Raw genomic sequence first — 23,464 nt, 5'->3', positions numbered from 1 at the left:
GTTCCCTTCTTGAGTAATCTCTGTCTCAACAACTTTTGTTACGTTACTATTTTCATTGTAGGTAGTGTCTACACGATTCCCCTCCGGGTCAATCTGAACAATCCTTCTATCAGCGCCGTCAAATTGAAACTCGAATACATTTCCATCGTCTTCAATCGCAAACGTGTTACGCCCCTTACGGTCGTATTCATAGCGTGCGTTACCCTTCCATCATTGGATGTGCCCAATGGGCCGTCCTTGAGTACCGGGGTGCATACCGTACTCACGCCATCGGATATAAATAACACATCATCCTTCTGGTATTGCCTGTTCATTTCATCGAAGAAATATTCCGTCTGTCTCAGGAGCACATTCCCTGTTCCAGAATTATCCTGTGGACTTTCTCCACCAATAAGACCATACCGTGATACCTTGGTAACGCTACCGACAGGGTCGTATGCCTGTTCAGTGACATTTCCTATAGGATCCGTGGTTTTGATGACCCTGTTTAAAACCATCATATGCATACAGGGCACTATCGTTCTTCCCATCTCCATTGTTGTCTTCACCGTCTATTGTCTCAATGAGATTTCCGTTCTGGTCATAGTTGTGCGTTGTATTGGGAGAACCCCCGCTGCAACCGCATATATTTGTGGTGCGATATACCAGGTCTCGTTCGTCGTATATCGTCTCCTGATAATTTCCCCCCGGAAAAATAATCTTGACCCTGTTTTCATTTGCATCATAGCGGTATTCGGTGGTCAATGTCTCTGCCTCGCTGACTTCCTGGGTTTCCTTGACCAGGCGGTCAAGGATGTCATATGCGTAGATATGTTCCACAAATTCTCCAGCAAGAGAACCGTTATTACTATCCTTATTTTCGATCTCTTTCTTTACAACGGTATCATTATAGTCATACTCAATATTGGTTGCATATTGGAACGCCTTTAACGACGGTTTCTTTTTTCCTTTTTGCTTTGGCACGGCGGCGGCATGGATGATTTTTACCTGCTGATTGAGTTCATTTACCACAAATTCTGTCGCCATGCCACGGCCATTAATTTCTTTTATTACGTTTCCCACCTGATCTTTACCGGTTTTGGATTTGTGCCAGAATTCCGTGTTGATGATGAGGCGGTATCTACTATCGTCTCCTTCAGATAACCAAATGAATCTTTACCTTTATCCTTGATCTTATCCTTTCTATCACCATCGGGATCATTCTCCGGGTAATAGTCATACGTGGTGATATTCCCTTCAGGATTGGTCTTTGAGGTCATCTGCCATATTTATTATAAACAAACAATTCCACAATCTCCTGCGAGGTATCTCCTTCAAGTTTTGCCTGGTTAGAATCGCCCAACGGGGTTACGGTGGGATAAACGACCTTGACCACATCTCCGTAAACATTATCCGTAATGCCGTCTCCGTTCAAATCGACCAGACCGAGTTTTACACCAGCTTCATCCAGCATCTCCTGAACTTCTGCGCCAGAAATTCCCATAACCTCTGCCAAGTCGTTCAGATTATTACCCTCCTGGTAATCATAGAAATACGTGGTGGTGTATCTTTCCTTAGAATTCGTACCTCCATTGGGTGGTGTATGACTGGAATCGTTTCCCCTGGGGTCAGTTTGTGTTCTGACCCGGTTGTATATCGGGTCATAGGTGTATGTTGGCTCTATCTGTTGCTGGGCGCCTCCCCGGTCGCTATCGGGTAACTGTTTATTCTCTAAAAGATTCCCATGTTTGAACCTGCTTTTCCGATAATCTACTGATCCCAAATTCTCAGTTGCATAGGCATTTTCCACAGTATTCCCTTCAGGCAGTGCGGATTTAACCCTTTCGCCGTCTTCGTTATATTCAAAAGGTCGCCTCAAAGTATTCCGGCTCACCCTCACGTAAACCTTTCGTATATTCCTTTGTGGATACGGCATTCCCCAGTTTGTTATGTTCATATACCGCCTTATTCCCGTTGCGGTCTGTTACCGTCACACGGTTGACCGGGTCATTTGTATCCAGGGGATTTGAAGTCATCTCTTCGTATTTATACGTTATATCACCGCCAGCAGCAATTCCACTTGCATTGATCCCGCCGTACGTCTGCTTAACGACGTGACCGTATGCATAGGAATTTTCATCTGTTTCATAAACATTGATCAGACGAGGAGAGCCGCCAGCCGCAACTTCATTGGGTGCAGTTATGGTCAGAAGGCCATGATTCAACTTCTCATTATCAAACCCGGACGAATAGGTATATCTCTTGGTCTTACCATCCGGAAAATTATTACCATTAGGTGTACCTGTAACAGATGGAGATGTGACGGAAACGAGGTCGCCGTTACTGTCGTATTCAAATGTAATGGACCTGTTGATGAAGTCCTTTACCTCAACAAGCCTTCCGTTAGTGTTATAACTGTAAGTGATCTTTCTGCCCAATGTGTCGATAGCCCCTAAAAGTTTTCCATCCTCATCCCTTGTAAAGGTCATGGTATTGACATGCCTGTCTTCTAAATGGACAAGGAATCCATTTCTGTCATAAGACTTTTTGCTCCCCTGTCGGTCTCTTAAGGTAAAGGAACCATCTCCATTCTTTGTCAGACGGGTATAGGCGCCGAGCGGGGTGCTGTCTGCGACATCTGATTGCAGCCCGTAAAGGTCAGAGTGGCCGTGACCGTCCATAACCACAACGCTTCCCACTTTTATAAATGAATCACTCAGGATAGGAGAAAAGGTATCCGTTGAAATGGCATCCTGATTCTCTTCGGTAATTTCCAAGAGCCTGGAGTTATAGTTAAAATCCCAGTTATGACCCAGCGGGCTATCAAAGGTAACACGGCTTTTATAGGTGCGGGTAAATGTCCAGTCGAAACCACGTCCGGGGATCTTGAGGTCTGTTATCTGTAAGACAAATTCACCATTGTGAAGGGTTATGGGGTCGGGGGTGTCATTTTTCAAGCCACCGCTTGCAATCATGGAAGCGGTATCAGGTGGTGGGCATATTGTGCAGGTTGCGTCAATAAAAATGCCACCCCTTGCTTGAACAAATTTTTTCCCGTGTGTGGACGTGCTGTTGAAAGGACAAACAAAGAAGTCGTCATTGATTATAAGTCCCGATAATATGAGTGTTGGTGTAACCATTGCGACTGGCGTTGGTTCAGCCTCTTTTACGGCAACGACGACCTCACCAAACATCGCCTGCATCGGTCTGCTCATAAAATACCATTGAATTGCAAAACTCGTCTGTCCAGCCACTACGGTAGTAATCGTAAATACACCGTGGTGGGCAGTGAATGGCGTATCTGATGATATCGTTGCAACATTCGGATCACCTGTATTTAAAGGCGTATACAGGGTTTCTTCCTCTGTAAGATCAGCCGTGATCTGCCAGGTCGTTGTCTCTCCAACTTTCATCTCTAAGACAGAGGGGCCGCATGTATGGGCATATCCGGCCAAGGTAAATATGACAGAAGAAAAAATGAAGAAGGCAAAAGCAAACAGATATTTTACGAAAGTACGTTGTGCACGCTTTGGAAATTTAAAGCTATGTGGTTGCATAGTTTCCTCCTTTTATGGCTGGACTTTTTCTTCGATGCCCTTAGATTGGTAGAATGGTAGCAAAATGGTTATTATTGCATCTTTCAAGAACTCCCAGAAGGCCATTGATCGATGATATTTACAAAATAAAAAAGCCTTACTGCAAAGATATTTCCTGGAAACATCTTCGGCAGTAAGGCTATCTTTTTTCCCAACAAGCGGTCTTTTATAAACTGCGCTCTTGGTCTGTTTAAAAGACCCTTTACTTTGCGCCACCTGATCACTCAGGGTTTGTCTTTATCGCGATGGTTTTTTTATTGTATAAATAAATTGATGGAGATAAATTGTTTTCAGTCGTAATGGTTAACAATAATTATTATAGTTATCAATAAAAATATAAAATATCTTGAAACACTATTTCCGTCGAGGTATGATTTTTCAACCATTCATAACCATTATTCCATGAAAAACACATCCTTCACATTTAAGCATCATGGCTGGCTGGGTATTGGATTAATCTGTTTTGTTGAGTGCTGCTTGCTCATTCAGCATCACAATTACTTTGCTTATAAAATCAGCATCTGGGCAACCCCTTTATGTTGGTTGGGCTACGTGATGCTTTTAGATGCGATTATTTTTAGGCTCAAAGGGAATTCACTCCTCTGTAACCGCAGACGGGAATTTTACATTCAGATGCCCCTGTCTATTGCCTTCTGGCTCCTATTTGAATTTTACAACCTCCATCTTGCAAACTGGGAATATCAGGGTTTGCCGAAAAACAGGATAGAACTCTGTATTGGAATGGGACTGGCCTTTGCTCTGATCATGCCGGGGATGTTTCAAACCACAGAACTCATCAAAACCCTGAAATTTTTCGATCGATTTCGGATTGCCAATCTCCGCGTTTCAAACAGGATTATATATACCAGTATTGTCCTGGGATTCTTTTTTATCATGGCTCCATTGCTCATCAGCAGAGACTATGCCCGTTATCTCTTTGGGCTGGTCTGGACGGGATATGTCATGATATTCGACCCCATCGTATATTGTAGCAAAGGGGAATCATTATTAAAGGATTTAGAAGAAGGCAGGCTTTCCCGGATATTGAGCCTCTTCGTAGCAGGTTACATCTGCGGTTTCCTGTGGGAGTTCTGGAATTACTGGGCTGCATCAAAGTGGGTGTACACCGCCCCTTTTATGAAGGATGTAAAGATCTTTGAGATGCCAGTGGCAGGATTTCTGGGATTCGGGCCTTTCGCGTGGGAGTATTTTTGCTTTTACCATTTCTGCAAACTCGCTGGAAGATCGGCATTGACTAAGCAATGAATACTATAGTATTACTGTTTAAAAACTTTTTTTTAGAAAGTTTTTATCTCTCTTGTATTCTCCCCTTCGCAAGGGGAGAAAGAGAAGGGTTGTTTGGTCGGCTATCTGCATACTTAGGAATTTCAATTGCCACAGGGTCACAAAATACAAAGAAAAACTTTGTGTCTTGGGGTCTTGGTGGTTGAAAAAAATTGGCGAAGACCTGATTCAATGACAAGAAATTTTAAAAAATTAGTTCCTCCCCCTTTGATGGGGGAGGCCAGGTGGGGGGTTAAAGGAAAAGATCAATCACCCTCCCTTAGTCCCTTCCATCAAGGGAGGGATAATGTAATGTTAAGGAATTTCAATCTTATATGATTCCCCTCTAAAAAGAGGGGAGATGAAAAGTCGCTGCCAAAGCAGCCTAATTTTAATAGGCTAAAATATGTATCCATCAAAACCCTGGAACAAAAATTGGTGGACGATCGGCTTGTTTGTTATCGGTATAAGTATCCTTTTTGTCATGGTTATATGGAATACAGAAAACGCCAAACAACCTGCATCGGTTAACGAAATTAAGCCAGGAGAATTAACTCCCTATGATCACCTTATTGAAGCAAGGAAGGCATTAATGGATGGATACAAACCAGATGAAGACCCGTTCAAAACTTCCTGGGGAAGGGTGTATGATGCAAGGATACATCTAGAGGCCATCAAACAGGATTCCCCGGAATATGCTGAAGCACAAAGGTTAATGGACGAAGTAATGCGGAGAGAGGCAGAAATGGAAAGAGCATCGGTGATCCAAACCCAAAAGTATTTGAAAAAGCAGCGTGAAGAGGTGATGGGGAAACTTGAGAGGTATTTTGTGGGTAAAGATATGTACGTACATGTGGAATTAGAGGGAGAAGAAGCGACAATTTTACGAATGGAGTACATGTTCTGGTCGCGTCCTCTCGTGTATCAGGTAGTGAATGGCACAGGCTTTCTCCCCGCCCTTAAAAATCTAGGATTCAAAAAGGTGATCTTCGACGCCACTCACGATTATTCCTGGACGTATGATTTAGAAGGTAATACTGAGGAATAAAAAATAGAGAAAAACCTTTGCCTTGTTTATAACGAGCTTTGTGAATGCCGTACGAACATTTCCTTGACATCCGATGGCTGAAGCAATTAAATTTATTATTGCTGCATCCATAAGAATTGATTTTTGCATCATCAGGAGGCGGATTCATTGACGATAGACAATATAGACATAGAGGTAACGCTCCAAAAAGTAGAGAAGCTTCTTTCTGAAGAGAAAGGGCTGTCGCCAGCCATGAGGTCCATGGTAGAGTTATTGGTATTACTGATCACGCTGCTGGTTGGTCGTTTAAACCGTAACAGTCGCAACAGCAGTAAGTCTCCCTCAAGTGATCCGAATCGCAAGAGAGAAAGCAAGGCGAAGGGTGAGAGGAAGGTGGGTGGACAAAAGGGTCGTGAGGGGGTGACACTGGAAAGGGTTGAGAACCCTGATAAAGTGGAAGTGATAAAAGTAGACCGAAGGAAGTTGCCGCGTGGGGAATATACGGTGGTGGGTTACGAAGCGCGCCAGGTGTTTGATATGAAGATTTCACGGGAGGTAACAGAAAGAGCAGATGTCGATACCGGTGAGTGAAGGTTCCTTGTACAATTTTAATCAGGAAGCCTACGAATGTTTGGAAACCTTCGGGGAGAAAAGCAAAGCAGAACTCACTAAGTCAGAGGTGTTACATGTGGATGAAACGAGTATTAACAAGAACGGGGGTAGATATTGGTTGCATAGTGCATCCAATAGGCAGTGGACATGTTTTTATCCTCACGAAGGGAGAGGGACAGAGGCAATAGATAGCATAGGAATATTGCCCCAATTTCGTGGGATTCTTTGTCACGACCATTTGAAGGCGTATTACACCTATCCCTGTACGCACGCGCTCTGTAATGCGCAAAGAGATAAATCGTGTAACAAACGATGCCGGGGGAATGTTGGGAGTTGGTGAGTCAGAAAAATACCGGCAAATGTATCGTGCGATATTGCAAAACGCAGAAGCAGAAAGCCCTCCCCCTGACGAAACAAACCGTAAGGGGAAAAGAGGTCGGGCGAAAAGGACAAAAGCCAGGAATCTTCTGGAACGATTATGAAAGTATGAGATGATGTCCTGATGTTCATGGACAATAAAAACGTCCCCTTCACGAATAATTTGGCTGAAAACGACATCAGGATGACAAAGGTTCAGCAGAAAATATCGGGCTGTTTTCGTTCTTTGGACGGGGCCAGGATTTTCTGTCGCGTTCGCAGCTACCTCTCAACTTGTCGAAAACAAGGGGTAAATTTGAGACAGGCATTAAAGATGCTATTTCGCGGTGAATTGCCAGATTCTGTTCGCTCTTAACAGTAGTGCTTAAAAATACGCTGAATAATTACCGGTTTTGCTGGTGGTAAGCCGAGAATAGCCGGACATCGCATTACCGTACAAAACATTGTGATTTGGCATGAGTTGTTAGGACACAGCGCTGATGAGATTGCAGCAGAGTATGACCTGACATTAGCCGGTGTATATGCTGCCTTGGCTTACTATCATGACCATCGAGTCGAAATTGACAAATCCATACAAGAGAGCAAGTCTTTTGTAAGCGCATTACGCAAAAGAACCCCTCAAGAGTAGCAAAAAAATTGAATGAGCAAAAGGGTTAGGTTACAAGAAAGAGCATTATCTATACTAATAAGAGGTAAAATAGACGGATTTTAGTATGTCTTTTTTATGTTGGTAAAGTGGCTAATCTTTCTAAAGGATAATCCCATGATAACCATTCTACGTTATCAGTTTTTATCGTTTCTAGCGGTTATCGCAGGTTTCTGCTCTGTTCCCTCTGCTTCTGCTCATCCAAACGATCGGGTCGCACATTGGGTCGAGCAAGTCATCTTAGGCCCCGAGTTTGGTGGGGTGGGCAAGATTTGTTCTCGATGGGTAAAGACCCCGAGGCTTTCCATCTTTGGTGCGTCGGAGCAACAGCAGAAAGTGGTGACCGATGTAATTACCCATTTGAATGAAACTCTCACCAAAACCCCTATCAAGAAGATTGAACTTCTCAAAGCAACTGACGTGGGAGCCGATATTCAGGTCTATTTCGCCCCTTTACAGGATTTCCCAAGTCTTGCGAAACAACATAAGTTTCAGTACGTGCAAGACAACTGGGGGTACTTCTGGACATTTTGGAATGGAAGGCACGAGATTGAAAGCGCGTTCGTTCTGCTTGCGTCTGACAAACTCCAAGGCAAAGCCTTGCAGCATTTCGCTCTGGAGGAAATCACTCAGTCGTTAGGGCTTTCGAACGACTCGCCGGTTTTTCCCGAGAGTATCTTTTACGCAAAAGGGAACAATGGCGGGGATGTCCAACAGTTCAGCAATTTGGACAAACAACTGATCGTCTTTTTCTACAATCACATCCAACCGGGTGCGACCCGTGGGGAAGTTCAAGCAGCATTTAAGAAACATTGGGGAGTTCAGTAAGGCATTACATAGACTAATAGCACGTTATCGGTTTCCACTTGTTGTCGTCTAACCAAGTGTTGCAGTTGGCCGACGGCACTTCAGCAACAGTTGTTTGTTTCTGGTGTAGACATGTTTGCTATCAATTCAGGCAGCAGCAACAGAACTTGTCTTTAGGTAGAAAATAAAAAAAAGGTAGGTTTGCTTTGTGGTAATAAAGTTCTCTCGGCATGCAAAAAGAAGAGCAAAACTATATAAAATTCCAGAGTCAAAAATCTTAAAAATTCTGGAAGAAAAAGAGTTGACTCAGGGGACTCGTGAGATTATAGAAAATGTCGAAGGATTTAAGTATCCATTAAAAATTGTTGTTGCCGTTAAAGAGGATACAATGACAATAATAACAAACTATCCTCTGAAGAAAGGAAGAAAAGGATGAAGGTGTATTACGATGACGAAGTAGATGCCTTGTATTTAAAGTTGGGAGATGAGATACCGGAAGGGGCTATAGAAATCTCTGAAGGAGTTAATATAGACACAACTTCTAAAGACAAGATAGTGGGTATAGAAATCCTGAATGCCTCTAAAAAGATAGATTTAAAAACCATATTATCTTACACACTTGAATTTGATAAAGATTTGATAACTCAAAAAACTGACTAACGCTTTGTTCATCGTAAAAGCTGCTGTATCTCCAAAATTAAATCCGTAATTATATTGAGTTGAGGATCGTGGGCTTTATCAAGTCCATTTTGGACATCGCCATATCTTTTCAGCTTCTTTGCCTTTGCATCCTCAATAATTTCCAGGCAATGGGGTAATTTACCGAAAATCTCGTGTATTGCTTCTCTATGTTCCTTTTGAAGGTCAAATATTCTTGAAATGATCTTTATTCTGTCTTTAATAAGAGATGCTCTTTTAAAAAATTCCTCTTTAGCCTCCGGGGAAATACTACATTTCATGTCGTAGAGGATACCTGTATAGATTCCGTTATGTAAGATGTGTTCAATATCCTGCATAGTCTCTTCCACAATACGGAGGGTTATTGAAAGACCTCGTTTTTGATATTCATTCAGCATGATTTATAGATTCCCTGTCTATTATTTCCCGTGCCATTCTTTTTACTATGCCCGTATCTGAATCAATCACTTTAAATATAAATTCCTTAGCCTCCGGTACCCCTATCTCATTGAGGGCATTGAGAATTCCTATTTTTAAAAGGGTGTTGTCTGTTTGCTTAAAGAGCTTTAAAAGTGGATGTACGGCTTTAATACTTTTGCGTCTACCGAGGATGTACACAGCCCGCTGAACCGTTTCTCGCTCTCGATGCCTGAGTGCATTTATCAATTTTTCCTCAAAATCCTTGTTCGCATACTCTGATATGTCAGCACCACAGAAAGGGCATATCGTATCAATCCCCTTTATTTCTTTCCAACATGTCGGACAGAAGAATGTCATAGAACTTTACCTTGATTGTATAGGAATTTTCATTTTATTTAAGCGGGTTATACATTGTATGGCATAGAAAATCCCCCTTTATTAAGGGGGACTTAAACGGAATACCTTGAAAGGTTTTTTGGTTACCTTTGACAATTGCCAATACATTTACAGGTTTAAAACTACGAGGTTTACTTTTTGTTTTGAGGAAAATCTGGTTTTACTTCAAGGGATAAATAACTAATATGTGGTCGCAGATAAATAAACCAGAACACGACGCCAATCAGAATAACCCCTCCTACAAGATTTCCCATAGTAACGGGGAAGAGGTTGTTTACCAAAAATCCCTTCCATGTAAGTAAAGAAAGGTCTAACGATTTGCCTGCCATTTTTTCAGCGGCAGCAACGACGTCTGGATTTTTTCGTAACACCAAACCCATGGGAATAAAATACATATTTGCAACGCAGTGCTCAAACCCGCTGGCAACGAAACCGCCGATGACAAATATATTTGAAAGGACCTTGTCTGCTACTCTTTTACTGCTATAGCACAACCAGGAGTTAAGGCATACTAGGGCATTACACAGCACGCCCCGTGTCAGGGCTGCACTAAAAGTAAGATTCACTTTTTTATAAGCAATTATCAACGCCTTTGCACCCGCCATGCATTGAAAATACTCCCATTGATGCGCCATATTCATCAGGAAAACCATGAGCATACTTCCAATAAAATTACCAATATACACAAGAGTCCAGACCCTGAGCAATTCACGTGTCGTAATCTTTTTGCTCAGATAGCCCATGATATTGAGATTGTTGCCTGTAAAGAGTTCCGCGCCGGCAACCTCAACCAGGATAAGACCGAGAGAAAATACGATGCCGGTAATAAGGCAAGTAGCGCCAAAGTGAAGGGTGGAATCGCTGGTGACAAACGAGGCAAACTGGGCGCCCAGAGCAATATAAATACCTGCTAAAATACTTAATACGAATGTTTGTGAGACGCGGAATCGCGCCCTTACAACGGCCTTGTTTTCAATTGTGGAAGCTGTTTGTACCGGTGAATATGCTGTATCCATATTCACCGCCCGATTCGGATTTTGAATATCATTTTCTGCCATTTTCGTTTTCCTTTAGTATTTCTTTAAAGGGCGTACATAGGCAAACCAGTATGCGGCTGCAATCAAGAGAATACCGCCGAAAAGGTTTCCCAGGACAACAGGACACAAATTATCAATTAAAAATCCCTTAAAAAAGGTGAGGTTTGCAATATCGAGCCTACCACCGTGTACATCTTCAGCGACGGCCATTACGGCATGGTTGCCCTTCAGGATTAATCCCATAGGGATAAGCCACATGTTGACAACAGAATGCTCGAAGTTGCAGGCGATAAGGCAAGATGTGGGCAAGAGTAGTCCAAGTATTTTGTCGATATTACTTTTACCACGATAACATAACCAAACACCCAGACAAATCAAGGCATTACCAATCATTCCCCGCACAAAGACGACACCAAACGGGACGTTTACTTTATTATTGGCGGCAAGGACGATTTTGGCGCCAAGGAGATAATTGTTCATCATCCATTGCTCAGAGTTGTATATCCACAAAACGAGGGTTAATGCGCCAATAAAATTACCAATAAATACAATAATCAGATTTCTAACAAAATCCTTGCCGGTAATTTTTCGGGCCATAAAAGACATTGCAACAAGGGGGTTCCCGGTAAAGAGTTCGGCGCCGGTGATTACGATCAAAACCATTGCCAGGGTAAATGCGACCCCGCCGATGAGTTGATTTAAACTATAATTTGAGGTTGCGGTATGTGTTACTAATATGGAGAGCTGTGCACCAAGGGCAATAAAGACACCTGCGAGGATACTGAGGCCGAGCATGGTCAAAGCACCAAGATTCGTCTTTGAGATACCCACCTGTCCCACTTGATCGGCCATTTCAGACGGTTCATAGGTATCAAGCTCAATAACTGGTGCAGTAGGTTCCTGATTGTTTGCACCTTCATTCCCTTCGGCAGACATAAATTACCTCCTTTTTTGATCTTTATTCAACATAATACATCCAGTATGTTGTGAATTTTACATTGAAGTCCTTTAGTCACTTGAATATATTTTTTACCAATAACCGATGCATTATCATATTCATATCTTTGAAAACATCGCTGGCATTCAATGTAGTTATCGGTCTGCCTTAAGTTGGGTAAAATGCTACTTTCATGGATACGCATCCCTGTTTCTTGTGATTGTTCAATTACCTGAAAGCTACTGGTAAATACTTTAAATTTTTTAGAGTTGCCACAATTTGGACATACAAAGAATGTGTCAGTTAACATGTATAACCTCCTTATAATCGCTGATATTTTTTCGTTAAAACTGGATAACAAAACTAAATAACAGTTTACTTATATCACTTACTGTAAATGTCTTAAAAAAGTTTATATTATGTTACTCTATATCATTCCTGCGAAAGCAGGAATCCAGTCTTTTGTGATTTTCCTGGATTCCCACTTGCGTGGGAATGACAATTTACTTTTACCATCTACATAATTCAGATTGCAGCTTCGCCCGACTCTTTTGTGCGAATATGATACGCGTTTTCTACATCAAAAACGAATATCTTTCCATCGCCAATACTCCCCGTCTGGGATTCGTTGATGATAGTATTTACGATTCTTTCAACGTCGGTGTCCCTGACAGTAATTTCGATTTTCATCTTCGATAAGAGGTCAACCCGAAATCTTCTCCCACGCCATACTTCGCTGATACCTTTTTGTTTGCCCTGTCCAATTACTTTTGTAACGGTCATTCCCGGATAACCCAACTCCAACAAAGCATCCTTGACAATATCAAATTTTCCGGCCTGATTATTGCCTCTATCTTTTTCATAAAAACTCCTCTAATGAAATGTCGTGGAATTACGACAATGTGTCTCCCTTTCAGTGCTAAAATATTATGAAATCCTTATCCCAGGGCTGTCTCCCTGGGCTATATTCTGTCAGCCCTTCGGGTTTTATCCTGATGTTGAGGTAAGGAATTTCAAACTGGGAGTACAACCGTCTCGGTTGCGTAACAAAAAGTTGTCAAATGCCTGATTAAAAAAAAACTCTCTCCCTTAATTTCAATAAAAAAACTCCTATCGAAGAATAACTTCAACAGGAGTTATCAGCTACAATGTAGCAGTTAAGCGAACTCCATCGCTCTAAATATTAAGTAAACGTTTAGAATTTCAAACGGGTAGCGCAACCGCCCCGGTTGCGCGAATAAAAGACGCCGAAGACCCAATATATTATTGCCAAGCACCTCCTGCATCTTTTCAGTTGCAATTCTGTCGCGCTAGGCCATCGCCACAGCTTTTTGTTCACGGCTTATCTCCACCGGATTTATCATGTTCCATACCTTCTCCAGATTTTCTTTGTACCCTTCCAGGGCTTTAGCCTTGCTTGCTAATAACTCTAGTTCAAATCGTACAGACTCGCTGCCTGCTCTTCGCCTCTCCTGTCCCTTTTGTATGGCTTGTTCTATCTGGGCAATAAGATCGCTCCCAAGATCTTTTAGTTGTTTGGAGTAATGGTCGATGGTTTTGCAGATCCTTGTTGTGAGGTCAGAACGTGTCCTGCCACAATTCCTACCCACATCGGAGGATACCCGCTCCATCATCTCGTTCAAGACCATTTTTCTGCTCAGGGATTTCGGCAGGAAGGCGCGCAGGATGGACTTGACCTCTTCTTCCGTGGGGGCGGTATATTCCTGGACCATGTAATAAAAACCAGTATCCCTGGCTAGTTCAACGGAAAATTCATATTGTTCCATGGATACCTCAAAGAGTATTTCGGCAGCCGTCTTAAACTCGTTGATGATATTATTGGAACGTTTTGTGAAACGGCTGAAGGTTTCCTGGATATTATTCGAGATCACCTTCTCGGTATCTTTTCTAAATGCATCGAATCCCCTGACGATCTCTTCCTTGATAACCTTCTGCATTTCATCCCTTAAGGCTGTGGGATTGAGATCGGGATTTTTTTCGTAGAAATCCGTAAGACACTGCTTTACTCTCGGGGTCTCCTTTTCTTCTAAAATCTTTAACATCTCCTCCACCCTGAAACACAGCTTGTCCGATTCTCCTTTGAGCAGATATTTCATATCTTCTCTATCCTGCTTCAGGTTCGCTACAAGCTGATGAAAGGTGTTAATCTTATTTTCCAACTCCTCCCCGGAGGCTTCCATGGTCTTTCTTTCAATTGCTATCTGAGATAGTTTCTGAGAGATGACCCGCTTTGTCTTTGATATGGTGGTATTGAGGACGATTTTGCCTTTCTCTAAAGAGAGAAAACTCCCTAAGGCATCTTCCAGGTTCAAAAGGCCACTCTGGGAAAGTTGAACGTCATTGTTCGCCGTTTTTGCCTTTAGTGCTTCTCTGGCAGAGATAGGCCAGATCTCCTGAACGGTAAATCCCATCTCCTCCAATACCTGTTTATTGAAGGCGGCGATTTCTTCAATCTCTTTCGGGGTCAGATTATCAATCTTGTTCAAAACAAAGAATATCTTCTGGGTAGAATCTTTAATCGTGTCGAGGAGTTCTTTCTCTACCTGCGAAATGGGGACGTCTGCGCTCATGAGAAACAATGCCGCATCCAGATGATCTAAAAATTCATAGGTCGTTTCTGTATTGTGTAGGAAAGTGGAACCCACTCCCGGCGTGTCTACCAGCAGTATCCCTTTTTCAAGGAAAGGGGATGGATACCCGATGCGTGCACATCGTACGCCCCGTATATTTTTTGGATTACCTTTCTCCGTTACATAATCAGGAAGTTCCTCTATGCGAATTTTCTTCTCGTTGCCGTCTTCCATAGAGACTACGCAGCTAACCTCTTCACTATACTTCAGGATTGTCACAACAGACGTCAGTGGTACTACGGAAGAAGGGAGTATTTCCTTACCGATCAGGCTATTAATGAGGGTTGTCTTACCCCTTTTAAATTGTCCTAAAATCACCAGATTAAAACAATTTGATATCAACTGTTCCTTGATCATGTGCAGCCTGTTGTCCACGGCCCCCGTATCATCCTTTATCAAACCAACAATATTTTCAATGGTGCCCAGTATTTCTGTTTTATGCCTTATAAATTCTTCTAACATGGAATAACACCTCCATAAAAACAAAAGCATCGGGTGTAATATCCTTAAAATCTGGAAAATTTATTGTCCACCGTCTGCCTTTCTTCCTGTATCATTTTTACACTTTTCTGCTTAAACCATCCAATTACACGACTCAAAATAACTACGGATATCAAGCATAAATTCACCGTCACGCAAAACAACCTGGTCTTTATTTAACTTATTATTTGAAATCCAGTACATCAAAAAGGCATCACACAAATCTGACTCCGTATATTTAACGCCCAACAAACCCGCATCCTGAAGATCCTTAATACCGATAATCTTTTCCATAAATCCCTCCTAGGAATTTTAGGACAGGGATTTATTTTACGCAGTATAACGGTGTAATAAAAAAACCCCTGTCGAGACCTTGTCTTCGACAGGGGTTCTTATAAATAAAAAACTCCTATCGAAGTATCTGGCTTCAATAGGAGTTATCAGCTATCATATAGCAATTGGCGAACTCCATCGCCTGAATTTTAATTATATGCGAAAATATACTACGTATTCAATTTTTTGTCAAGCAGATTTATAGAAATAAATAGTCGATAAAGGTTTTTAAGCAACCTTCCTTTCGATCTCCTCAAATTTAACGGCCACCTTCATGGATACACCCGGTTCCTGCATGGTAATGCCATACATCACATCGGCAACGCTCATGGTGACCTTGTTGTGGGTAATAACGAGGAATTGTGTATCTTTGGTAAATTCCTTCAGAATATGGGTAAATCGATTGATGTTGCTTTCATCCAGGGCGGCATCTGCCTCATCCAGGATGCAGAATGGGCTGGGTTTAGATTGGAATACAGCAAAAAGCAACGCCACGACGATCATTACCTTTTCACCACCGGAGAGGAGGGTAATTGAACGGAGTTCTTTATTGGGTGGCTGTGCCATGATCTCAATGCCCGCCTCCAGGATGTCCACATTTTCCTCTAAAAGTATATCTGCCTTGCCCCCGCCAAACAATTTCCGGAACATTACCTGAAAATTCTGGCGAATATCACTAAAGACCTTTTCAAATAATTCCCGGCTGGTGTGGTTGATCTTTGTTATCAGGTTCTGCAAGGCCTCCTGGGATTTTTCGAGGTCTTCCTTCTGATTTACCAGGAATGTTTCGCGGATCTCCAGTTCGTCCTGTTCTTTGATGGCCTCCAGGTTCACATTTCCCAGCCTTCCGATCTTTTCCTGCAGCTCTTCTATTTCCCTGGAAACCGCCTCCCAGAAATCAACCTGGGGCTGAGCGGGATCGGTAGATTCAGGCTGTGACGTAGTTAGTTCCAATTTGATTTCTTCGGTGGTAGCATCCAAGTTTGACAGATCAAGCTGATATTCTTCACGGACACGCTCTTCCAGATTTGACAAACGAATTTGGTACTCGTTTTCTTTGAGTTTTAATTCCTGAAGCTGTTGTTCGAAATGTTTGTGTTCTGTTCGTTTTTCTTCAAGATATGCCCTTAATTCTTTCGCTTTAAGATTGTAGCCGTCCTGCTCGGCTTTGAGAGACGACATTGACTCTTCCAATTCAGTCTTCCTGGTAGCAAGTTCACTTACGAGGAGTTCCAGGTGTTTAATCTCTTCTTCTGCTTCCAGCTTTTTCTGCTGGCAGCTTTGCTGCTCGTGTACAATATGCTTAATCTGTTCCTGTGTTTCCCGCAACTCTGCATCGAGTTTATTCAAGGCCTTACTCAGCCCATCTTTCTTTTCCTGTCTTTGCGCAAGGCCGATTTTTACCGCTGTTATTTCATCCTGAACACTCTTTTTTAAATGTTCTTTTTCTTCCACAAGCATGGAGGACTCCTCGACCTCTTGTTCTAATTGCTTGCGTTGCTGGTTGAGCTGCATTAATTCTGTCTGCAAACCCTTCTCGCGTTCAGAAGCATTTTCCACCTCCACGACAATCTCTTCCATCTCATTCTCGTTGATCTTTTTCTCTGCAGTAAGTTCTTCCCGTTTCTGTTCATTCTGCGCAATCTCATTGTCTTTGGAAATTTTCAGGATATTTACCTGCTCTATTCTCTTCGCCAATTGGGCTGTTTCCGCTTCAAGCCCAGTGAGTTCCTCGATGTGGTATTGTTTATTCAGTTCCAAACTCTCGAGGGTTTGCCGGATTTGAACCAGTTCTTCTTCAATCTTCTTCAGTTCACTTTTACGTGATATGATCCCTACCTGCCCCTGCTTCTTACCACCACTGAGCGCCCCTTCTGGTTCTAATAACTCGCCATCGAGCGTAACATACCGGATAGTACGGTTATCGTTGCTCATGGCAAGTGCAGTAGCAAGATCCTTTACAACAAGGGTATTATTCAGGAAATCATCAACAACCTTGCAAACCTCTTCTGTACTGTTGACGAGTTTCCTTGCAATACCGACAACATCTGGCTTTTGCAGGATTTCCTCTGGGATGGAAGATTGGCCGTCCGTTCTATCCAACGGGAAAAAGATAGCGTGTCCCTTTTGGCTCTTTTGCAGGAATGCAATAGCCTGGACGGCATCATTGGTGGTATCAGTAACAATACCCTGTACCCTTTCACCCAGGGCAGTTTCGATGGCCAATGCATACTGGAGATCGACTTTTAGCAGGTCGGCAATCATGCCCCGCATGCCCTTTACAGCTGCAGGGTCCTTCCTGGATTCCTCCAGGATGGCTTTTGCACCAGACTCCACACCTTCCGCCCGCATCTCGTAGTCCATAAGCACTTCGTGCCGGGAGGTTTTGCTGCTCTGTAATTGCTTTTGCTGATTGATTTGCTCGTCGAGAGACCGTATCATATTTACCAGTTCTTGTATGCGCCCCTTTGAAGTGGATATTTTCTGATCCAGGGTGTTAGATTCTTCAACCAGGACATCCTTTTCCTTTGTAGTTTCCTGATATTTAGACATCAGGGCATCAACGAAAGAAGTGATTTCCTCTTGTCTCTTCGAAAGCCTGATTTTTCTGCCTTTCAAGGTGTCTTTCTCTGTTGTCAGGCTACCAATCTCGTTCTGGAGGCTGGATTCTTGTTGAAGGATAGAGATGACCTCTGACTTCTTTTCATCAATACCCTGGTACAACAGATCGCACTCGAGATTGATCTGCTTCTGGGCAGTCTCTTTTATCTTCTGGATATCTACAAACTTTATAATTTCTTGCTCTACGGTATTCAACAGTTCCTTCGTCTCTGTAACCTTGTTGTTCGTTTCCTGTATCTTATTTTCCATGCCCTTTTGTTGTTCAGTATATTTTTCCCGAAGAGTTTCTAATTCTTTAATACGTTCCCGATCATATTTCGCTTTATCCTGATTTTTGGATATTTGCGCCTCCAGGTTAACCCGCTCGGTCTGCATCTGTGCCAATTGTTTCTCTAATTGTCCTATCATGCCATCGATTGCATTTATCTGTACACCAAGTTCGTTCATTTCGGTAACTGCCTTGTTGCTTTGCTCGTTGGTCTGATTAACCTGTTCTGAAACAGCTGCCTTTTTCCTTTTCAGATCACGATAGTTTTTGAGCGAAAGTCCGACCTTTAATTTTTTCAGTTGTTCCACATATTCTTGATATTTTCGAGCCTTGGATGCCTGGAGTTTTACCGAACGAAGCTGCTTTTGTAACTCCTCGACAATGTCTCCAACCCGGAGCAGGTTTTGCTCCACATGTTCAAGTTTGCTCAATGCCGCCTTCTTGCGTGATTTAAACTTGCTGATCCCGGCGGCCTCTTCAAATAAGAGTCGCCTCTCGCGAGAATCCGCCTGAAGCATGGCTTCCACATTGCCCTGTTCAATCACGGAATAGGCATTTGCACCAAAACCCGTGTCGAGAAAAAGCTCCCGGATGTCCTTTAATCTGCTTGCCTGTTTATTGATAAGATATTCCGATTCACCTGAAGTATATAAACGGCGGGTTATGCAGACCTCGGTGTATTCAAGTGGCAGAAGTCCTTTATTGTTCTGGACAGTCAGGGATACCTCGGCATAACCTAATGATGGGCGCTTATCCGTTCCGTTAAAGATCACATCAGCCATTTCGTTACCCCGTAATGATTTCACGCTTTGTTCGCCAAGTACCCATTTAATGGCATCAATGACATTACTCTTTCCGCATCCATTAGGACCCACAATGACGGTTATTCCATCCTCAAAGACAATTTCAGTTTTTTCAGCAAAAGATTTGAATCCGAATAATTCTAGTTTTTTCAGTTTCATGGCTCTAATTTCAAAATTACCGACGACGTGCTAAATCACGAAAGGGGGTATTTCGTTAGAGCGAAACACCCCCTTTTCATTATACATACTACATTTGGTCTCTTACATGAAATATACGGATCGCTTTATACAGTAATCATAATATCCTCGATACCTACACTCAGCATACAAAATCCAATTATAACTAAAATATCAGTTAAGTAAACCTTTCGCCCGTAAAATTATCTTAAAAGTCTTTTAAGATGCTTTTCGGCTGATACATACCCGTTATTATTTCTTTGTTGACTTCTTTGTTGTTGCTTTCTTTGTAGTTCCTTTTACTGTCTTTCCAGAACTTCCACACTTCTTCATCGCCATATACAATCACCCCCTTTCCCTGGCTATAACCGAGACCAAACGGTATAATGAATTTACCAATTTCTTTGCAAAACTTTCCCCGCTTCGCCGCGCACACAGCAGTAGCCAACATGTTTACCGGCGCTTGTTGCAAAACCCCTGAGTATTTCGGCAGGATACGGCTCAATGTTCAACATCTCTGTATCCAGGCAATGATTCGGTCTAAAAGACTGTAGTATATATCGCCCGGCGCCTCGGATGGTTTTGGCTATATTTTCAATATCGTCTCCATCCAACTGTGACGGGCAAACGGTCGTGCGGAATTCATGCTCAATACCGCTTTCCATGATAATGCAAATGCTCTTTCTAATGTCTTCGATGTTGCAAGACACGCCTGAAACCAATTCATACTTCTTCCTCTGAAGAGGCGCCTTGATGTCCATAGCCACACAATCCAGAAGTCCTCTGTCAATTAAATCTTTCAGCACATCAGGATTCGTGCCGTTTGTATCCAGACGAACCAGAATTCCGGTGTCTTTTAATGACTTAAGGAATACGCCGAGATGTTTCTGTGAGGTTGGCTCGCCACCCGTGACTACAACACCATCCACCCAGCCAAGATTTTGCCGTATCTTGCCAATAACGGCATCGACAGGAATGGATTCTAACTCATTCGGGGTTAGAACCAAATGGGGGGCATGGCAATAAGGACAACGGAGGTTGCATGTTGGCAGGAAGATTATAGAGACAATCTTCCCTTCCCATTCGATAAGACTATTTTCTATAAATCCCTTGATTGGTACGATCATGCTATATCATAATTAAGGTAGAATTAAAGACTGGGTTAAGTGAAGCGAACCCCTCCTAAACTGTTTAAACCGTTTGTTGATGCGCTCCGCTTCACCTTAGCACTTCGTTATACACGACTCCGCAGATACCGGGCTCCTTCTTAGGCAGAAGATCACTTACACTATAATTGCCCTTGTGCCTGTCTGCCAGTTCACCGATCTTGGACTTGTTCCAGTTATTGATGCGGCTGAAGTATCCCACTATCCGTGAAACACCGTACACATTCCTGGAACCGCAGTGTCCGCAGATATCGGTAAGTTTTTGCGTAACCTTCTTGCAGTCATTGCAAATAGTAAATTCCGGAGAGATGGTGACCTGCGCGGCCTGGGTATTTTTAAAGGTCTTTTTGACCAGATTCATGATGCTGGATGCCGACGGCCTTTCTTCGCCCACAAACGCATGGATAATGGCACCCGATTCAATCATCGTATGGAACTTACTCTGGAGGAAGATTCTGGTAATCATGTCTACCGGGGCATCAGGACGCAGATGCACGCTATTGGTATAGTAGAATTCATCCCTTTCAATGCTTCCCTTGACCATTTCAGCTGCCTCCGGATAATTTCTTACATCGACCTTGGCAAGTCGTCTGCTGGCGCTTTCTGCCGGGGATTCCTCCAGAGAGAATTTTAACTTATATTTCTTGCCTGCCTCCTTCACACGCATATACATGTGAGAAATGACCCGCAGCCCCAGCTTAATCATATCCTCACCTTCATGTAATTCCCTTCCGGTCATAAATTGCAGGCATTCATTCAACCCTAAGATACCCACAATATATGTTGAGGTCTCCAGATCTACATACGGACGACCGTCCTTTGCCTTCTTTCCAATCTCCCAGAGGGGCATCTCCGGACTTGACATTAATTTTCCTACAAACGCCTTTTTCTGGATATGTGCCTTTACCGCAATTTCTATGCCTCTATCAATCTCTTTATACAGAGCATCCCAATCGCCTCTCCCTGCCCGGTATGATGCCTGCGGAAGGTTGATCGTGATGTTCTGAAATCCGCAGAAACGCATACTTTCAGGATGTTTGATCATATAATTATCGTCTATCGTGGTACGCAAACGGCAGCAGGCCGACAGAGTAATTTCATCCCTGTCAAAGATGAAATAAGGAACGCCATTTTCGCTGGCAATCTGACAAGCATATTCCAGGATTTCGTATTGTTTAGGATCATTGAGGGTATCTTCGTTAATATGAAAATCACACTTCGGAAAGGCAAAGACGTGTCCGTAGCAATCCCCTTCACGCCATACGTCCAGCATGGCTAAGGTAAATTGACGGGCCGTCTCCTCATAATCCCCATAGGTCTTCCCCGTTGGTTTTCCACCGGGCCCGATAGCAGGGATATTTCTTAAATATCGTGGAATACCGGTGTGGACGTTAAAATCCAGAAACAAGGTCTGCCCCCCGCGGGAAAAAGCACTCTGGGAACAACTGAAGATAAGGTGTTGCGCCTCTTGCTTCATTTCTTTGTAGCTCATCCCTTCCAGATAAGGGGCATACATGATATTGACATATCCCACGCCGAGGGCTCCCGCATAATAGGCCTGCATTGAGGCCAGGAACGTATTTAAATGTCCTGTCAGGGTGCGTGCATGTTTTGCAGGCGCTGATTCTGTATCCAGATTTTGAAGCGACAATCCATACTTTTTCAAATATTCAAGGGAGTGAGAAGAACAATACACCCTTGTCGGATAACCCAGGTCATGGATGTGTACCATACCACTCAGGTGGGCGTTTGCAACATCCTTTGAAAATACCTCCTGAAGGGCAAACTGCTTTAACGTGTTCTCGGCGATCGCAAGATTAATTGCCTCCGGGTTATTCGTGGCAATATTGCTGTTCTCCTTGTTCTTTGACATGATCAACTCTTCGAGGTCATACTTAGGCATACCAATCACGACCTGTTTTTCGAGCTTCTTATTGTAGCCTCCCTCAAAGAGTTCGTTGTCTACCAGTTCACGGATCAATGTTGTAGAAATACGGTTTAATCCGGATGAAAAAACCCTTTGTTCTACAGCGCCGGCGATTTCAGACGCAACCTCTTCTGAAAAATCAGCTTCCTTTATCAAGGCATCTGCAATCTTTCTTTTATCCCAGGGAAATGTTTCGTCTTTTGTCTCTGTATTGACCAAAAGGGAGACATCGGTTGTGTCTGCCCGTTTCTTTGTGTGCTTTCGGACACGAAGTGATTCCCGAATCCTCGCCCTCTTGTCACGATAGAGTATGTAAGCCTTTGCCGTTTTGGCATGTCCTGTCTCAATAAGCACCTTCTCTACGATATCTTGTATGTCCTCTATACCCGGCATCTGCCCGGCATATTTTTTTTCCAGAAACATGGTAACAACAACCGCCAGTTCATCTGCCAGGGCGCGATCCTCACCCCCTACCGACTGCGCAGCCTTGAAGATGGCATCTGCGATCTTTTTCTCGTTAAAAGGCACTAATCTTCCATCCCGTTTTACTACATACTCCAATGCTGTTGCTGTGTTCATTTCCCTTCCCCTATGGTCTAATGTTGAAGAGATATACTGCGGGAGTCATTACTCCCATCCTTTTTTTTCTTCTTTTCACCCGTCATCAACGGCTTCAGTTCATCAATAAATTCGGAGATATCCTTGAATTCTCTATACACTGATGCGAATCGAACATAGGCCACTGCGTCAAGAATCTTCAATTTTTGCATCACCAGTGACCCTATGAAATTTGTGGTTACTTCCCGATCAAATTGGTTGTAAATTTCCCGTTCAATTTCATTTACAATATTTTCCAACGTATCAGTCGAAACTGGCCTTTTTTCGCACGCCTTCAACAACCCACTTAATATTTTCCTGCGATCAAACGCCTCGCGCGTCCCGTCTTTCTTTACCACACGGAGAGGACTTTCTTCTATCCGCTCATACGTCGTATATCGACGGCCGCAACTCAGACACTCCCGCCTGCGTTTGATGCTCAAACCGTCAACCGATGTGCGGGAATTAATAACTTTGTCATTGTCTACTTTGCAAAACAAACACTGCATAAAATTTTACTGGGAAGTGCCTCTCGGACGAAATATTTATAAGGTTGCATGGCCAATCAGGAATACCTATATATGATATAGTCAGAATATATAACATACAATATATATGATGTCAAGAGGATTCTTGGAATTAG

23 protein-coding genes, 2 pseudogenes and 3 riboswitches are annotated in these 23,464 nt (G+C 42.9%); of the genes and pseudogenes, 7 read left to right on the top strand and 18 right to left on the bottom strand.

Features of this window, described 5'->3' with window-relative positions:
• Positions 1 to 68 precede the first annotated feature (68 nt).
• From BROSI_RS20725 to BROSI_RS04960, 5 genes are read right to left on the bottom strand one after another with little or no spacing between them, the layout of a single operon-like run.
• Positions 69 to 506 (bottom strand): hypothetical protein, encoded by a 438-nt coding sequence (locus BROSI_RS20725; protein WP_230400646.1) that lies wholly within the window; start codon positions 504 to 506, stop codon positions 69 to 71.
• Complete coding sequence (locus BROSI_RS04975) at positions 445 to 1,062, bottom strand: RHS repeat domain-containing protein (RefSeq protein WP_052562667.1); 618 nt, start codon at positions 1,060 to 1,062, stop codon at positions 445 to 447. The genes BROSI_RS20725 and BROSI_RS04975 overlap by 62 nt, the downstream gene beginning before the upstream one ends.
• Positions 1,050 to 1,259 carry a hypothetical protein gene (locus BROSI_RS04970; RefSeq protein WP_052562666.1) on the bottom strand — a complete coding sequence of 70 codons (210 nt, stop codon included), beginning with the start codon at positions 1,257 to 1,259 and terminating at the stop codon, positions 1,050 to 1,052. The genes BROSI_RS04975 and BROSI_RS04970 overlap by 13 nt, the downstream gene beginning before the upstream one ends.
• A complete protein-coding gene (locus BROSI_RS04965; protein ID WP_052562665.1) occupies positions 1,256 to 1,858 on the bottom strand; it encodes a hypothetical protein in 603 nt (200 codons plus the stop codon). Before BROSI_RS04965 ends, BROSI_RS04970 begins: the two co-directional genes overlap by 4 nt.
• Complete coding sequence (locus BROSI_RS04960; protein ID WP_052562664.1) at positions 1,842 to 3,536, bottom strand: DUF6531 domain-containing protein; 1,695 nt, start codon at positions 3,534 to 3,536, stop codon at positions 1,842 to 1,844. The genes BROSI_RS04965 and BROSI_RS04960 overlap by 17 nt, the downstream gene beginning before the upstream one ends.
• A gap of 165 nt (positions 3,537 to 3,701) precedes the next feature.
• A riboswitch (cyclic di-GMP riboswitch) is annotated at positions 3,702 to 3,821 on the bottom strand.
• Positions 3,822 to 3,977: 156 nt separating this feature from the next.
• On the opposite strand from BROSI_RS04960, the gene BROSI_RS04950 reads away from it, so the two are divergent.
• The 7 genes and pseudogenes from BROSI_RS04950 to BROSI_RS04915 all read left to right on the top strand — a co-directional run bounded on the left by BROSI_RS04950 (position 3,978) and on the right by BROSI_RS04915 (position 8,989).
• A complete protein-coding gene (locus tag BROSI_RS04950) occupies positions 3,978 to 4,841 on the top strand; it encodes a hypothetical protein (protein ID WP_052562662.1) in 864 nt (287 codons plus the stop codon).
• Positions 4,842 to 5,265: 424 nt separating this feature from the next.
• The gene (locus tag BROSI_RS04940; RefSeq protein WP_052562660.1) at positions 5,266 to 5,907 is read left to right on the top strand and encodes a hypothetical protein; all 642 of its coding nucleotides are present in this window, start codon (positions 5,266 to 5,268) and stop codon (positions 5,905 to 5,907) included.
• A 147-nt stretch (positions 5,908 to 6,054) separates the two neighbouring features.
• A pseudogene (locus tag BROSI_RS18930) lies at positions 6,055 to 7,231 on the top strand (IS66 family transposase).
• 90 nt (positions 7,232 to 7,321) lie between these two features.
• A complete protein-coding gene (locus tag BROSI_RS18925; RefSeq protein ID WP_230400645.1) occupies positions 7,322 to 7,504 on the top strand; it encodes a DUF433 domain-containing protein in 183 nt (60 codons plus the stop codon).
• 135 nt (positions 7,505 to 7,639) lie between these two features.
• Complete coding sequence (locus BROSI_RS04925) at positions 7,640 to 8,350, top strand: DUF2927 domain-containing protein (RefSeq protein ID WP_157842393.1); 711 nt, start codon at positions 7,640 to 7,642, stop codon at positions 8,348 to 8,350.
• Positions 8,351 to 8,537: 187 nt separating this feature from the next.
• A complete protein-coding gene (locus BROSI_RS04920; protein ID WP_052562657.1) occupies positions 8,538 to 8,765 on the top strand; it encodes a DUF4258 domain-containing protein in 228 nt (75 codons plus the stop codon).
• A complete protein-coding gene (locus tag BROSI_RS04915; protein WP_052562656.1) occupies positions 8,762 to 8,989 on the top strand; it encodes a DUF2283 domain-containing protein in 228 nt (75 codons plus the stop codon). Before BROSI_RS04920 ends, BROSI_RS04915 begins: the two co-directional genes overlap by 4 nt.
• 8 nt (positions 8,990 to 8,997) lie before the next feature.
• On the opposite strand, the gene BROSI_RS04910 is transcribed toward BROSI_RS04915, so the two are convergent.
• From BROSI_RS04910 to nrdR, 13 genes and pseudogenes are all read right to left on the bottom strand, one after another.
• Positions 8,998 to 9,405: a hypothetical protein gene (locus tag BROSI_RS04910; RefSeq protein ID WP_052562655.1), complete on the bottom strand. Its 408-nt coding sequence runs from the start codon at positions 9,403 to 9,405 to the stop codon at positions 8,998 to 9,000.
• Entirely contained in the window at positions 9,395 to 9,784 is a 390-nt protein-coding gene (locus BROSI_RS04905; protein ID WP_052562654.1) for a HEAT repeat domain-containing protein, read from the bottom strand. The genes BROSI_RS04910 and BROSI_RS04905 overlap by 11 nt, the downstream gene beginning before the upstream one ends.
• 170 nt (positions 9,785 to 9,954) lie before the next feature.
• Complete coding sequence (locus tag BROSI_RS04900; RefSeq protein WP_052562653.1) at positions 9,955 to 10,881, bottom strand: formate/nitrite transporter family protein; 927 nt, start codon at positions 10,879 to 10,881, stop codon at positions 9,955 to 9,957.
• A gap of 12 nt (positions 10,882 to 10,893) precedes the next feature.
• Positions 10,894 to 11,796 (bottom strand): formate/nitrite transporter family protein, encoded by a 903-nt coding sequence (locus BROSI_RS04895; protein ID WP_052562652.1) that lies wholly within the window; start codon positions 11,794 to 11,796, stop codon positions 10,894 to 10,896.
• Between the two features lie 26 nt (positions 11,797 to 11,822).
• Positions 11,823 to 12,107 (bottom strand): hypothetical protein, encoded by a 285-nt coding sequence (locus BROSI_RS04890; protein ID WP_052562651.1) that lies wholly within the window; start codon positions 12,105 to 12,107, stop codon positions 11,823 to 11,825.
• Between the two features lie 215 nt (positions 12,108 to 12,322).
• Positions 12,323 to 12,660 (bottom strand): annotated as a pseudogene (locus tag BROSI_RS04885) (P-II family nitrogen regulator).
• 260 nt (positions 12,661 to 12,920) lie between these two features.
• Positions 12,921 to 12,982: riboswitch (Fluoride riboswitch) on the bottom strand.
• 125 nt (positions 12,983 to 13,107) lie between these two features.
• The gene (locus BROSI_RS04880) at positions 13,108 to 14,910 is read right to left on the bottom strand and encodes a dynamin family protein (RefSeq protein ID WP_052562650.1); all 1,803 of its coding nucleotides are present in this window, start codon (positions 14,908 to 14,910) and stop codon (positions 13,108 to 13,110) included.
• A 111-nt stretch (positions 14,911 to 15,021) separates the two neighbouring features.
• The gene (locus BROSI_RS04875) at positions 15,022 to 15,222 is read right to left on the bottom strand and encodes a hypothetical protein (protein WP_052562649.1); all 201 of its coding nucleotides are present in this window, start codon (positions 15,220 to 15,222) and stop codon (positions 15,022 to 15,024) included.
• A gap of 130 nt (positions 15,223 to 15,352) precedes the next feature.
• Positions 15,353 to 15,413: riboswitch (Fluoride riboswitch) on the bottom strand.
• A gap of 76 nt (positions 15,414 to 15,489) precedes the next feature.
• Positions 15,490 to 19,113: a chromosome segregation protein SMC gene (gene smc, locus BROSI_RS04870; RefSeq protein ID WP_052562648.1), complete on the bottom strand. Its 3,624-nt coding sequence runs from the start codon at positions 19,111 to 19,113 to the stop codon at positions 15,490 to 15,492.
• A gap of 226 nt (positions 19,114 to 19,339) precedes the next feature.
• Positions 19,340 to 19,480 carry a hypothetical protein gene (locus tag BROSI_RS19720; protein ID WP_157842392.1) on the bottom strand — a complete coding sequence of 47 codons (141 nt, stop codon included), beginning with the start codon at positions 19,478 to 19,480 and terminating at the stop codon, positions 19,340 to 19,342.
• 43 nt (positions 19,481 to 19,523) lie between these two features.
• Positions 19,524 to 20,258 (bottom strand): anaerobic ribonucleoside-triphosphate reductase activating protein, encoded by a 735-nt coding sequence (locus tag BROSI_RS04865; RefSeq protein ID WP_052562647.1) that lies wholly within the window; start codon positions 20,256 to 20,258, stop codon positions 19,524 to 19,526.
• 91 nt (positions 20,259 to 20,349) lie between these two features.
• Positions 20,350 to 22,803, bottom strand: a complete 2,454-nt coding sequence (nrdD, locus tag BROSI_RS04860) for an anaerobic ribonucleoside-triphosphate reductase (RefSeq protein WP_052562646.1) — start codon at positions 22,801 to 22,803, stop codon at positions 20,350 to 20,352.
• Between the two features lie 17 nt (positions 22,804 to 22,820).
• The gene (gene nrdR, locus BROSI_RS04855; protein WP_052562645.1) at positions 22,821 to 23,330 is read right to left on the bottom strand and encodes a transcriptional regulator NrdR; all 510 of its coding nucleotides are present in this window, start codon (positions 23,328 to 23,330) and stop codon (positions 22,821 to 22,823) included.
• Positions 23,331 to 23,464: the final 134 nt, after the last annotated feature.

It is taken from the genome of Candidatus Brocadia sinica JPN1 (assembly GCF_000949635.1).
Lineage (GTDB): Bacteria > Planctomycetota > Brocadiia > Brocadiales > Brocadiaceae > Brocadia > Brocadia sinica.
Note: the sequence above shows the minus strand (reverse complement) of the source record. Positions and strands in the feature narration are given on the sequence as shown.

Bases quoted from the DNA above. Each gene is read 5' to 3' on its own strand.
- BROSI_RS20725 (WP_230400646.1), bottom strand. From the start codon at position 506: ATGCATATGATGGTTTTAAACAGGGTCATCAAAACCACGGATCCTATA.
- BROSI_RS04970 (WP_052562666.1), bottom strand. From the start codon at position 1,259: ATGACCTCAAAGACCAATCCTGAAGGGAATATCACCACGTATGACTAT.
- BROSI_RS04960 (WP_052562664.1), bottom strand. From the start codon at position 3,536: ATGCAACCACATAGCTTTAAATTTCCAAAGCGTGCACAACGTACTTTC.
- BROSI_RS04950 (WP_052562662.1), top strand. From the start codon at position 3,978: ATGAAAAACACATCCTTCACATTTAAGCATCATGGCTGGCTGGGTATT.
- BROSI_RS04940 (WP_052562660.1), top strand. From the start codon at position 5,266: ATGTATCCATCAAAACCCTGGAACAAAAATTGGTGGACGATCGGCTTG.
- BROSI_RS04925 (WP_157842393.1), top strand. From the start codon at position 7,640: ATGATAACCATTCTACGTTATCAGTTTTTATCGTTTCTAGCGGTTATC.
- BROSI_RS04915 (WP_052562656.1), top strand. From the start codon at position 8,762: ATGAAGGTGTATTACGATGACGAAGTAGATGCCTTGTATTTAAAGTTG.
- BROSI_RS04910 (WP_052562655.1), bottom strand. From the start codon at position 9,405: ATGCTGAATGAATATCAAAAACGAGGTCTTTCAATAACCCTCCGTATT.
- BROSI_RS04905 (WP_052562654.1), bottom strand. From the start codon at position 9,784: ATGACATTCTTCTGTCCGACATGTTGGAAAGAAATAAAGGGGATTGAT.
- BROSI_RS04900 (WP_052562653.1), bottom strand. From the start codon at position 10,881: ATGGCAGAAAATGATATTCAAAATCCGAATCGGGCGGTGAATATGGAT.
- BROSI_RS04895 (WP_052562652.1), bottom strand. From the start codon at position 11,796: ATGTCTGCCGAAGGGAATGAAGGTGCAAACAATCAGGAACCTACTGCA.
- BROSI_RS04890 (WP_052562651.1), bottom strand. From the start codon at position 12,107: ATGTTAACTGACACATTCTTTGTATGTCCAAATTGTGGCAACTCTAAA.
- BROSI_RS04880 (WP_052562650.1), bottom strand. From the start codon at position 14,910: ATGTTAGAAGAATTTATAAGGCATAAAACAGAAATACTGGGCACCATT.
- BROSI_RS04875 (WP_052562649.1), bottom strand. From the start codon at position 15,222: ATGGAAAAGATTATCGGTATTAAGGATCTTCAGGATGCGGGTTTGTTG.
- smc (WP_052562648.1), bottom strand. From the start codon at position 19,113: ATGAAACTGAAAAAACTAGAATTATTCGGATTCAAATCTTTTGCTGAA.
- BROSI_RS04865 (WP_052562647.1), bottom strand. From the start codon at position 20,258: ATGATCGTACCAATCAAGGGATTTATAGAAAATAGTCTTATCGAATGG.
- nrdD (WP_052562646.1), bottom strand. From the start codon at position 22,803: ATGAACACAGCAACAGCATTGGAGTATGTAGTAAAACGGGATGGAAGA.
- nrdR (WP_052562645.1), bottom strand. From the start codon at position 23,330: ATGCAGTGTTTGTTTTGCAAAGTAGACAATGACAAAGTTATTAATTCC.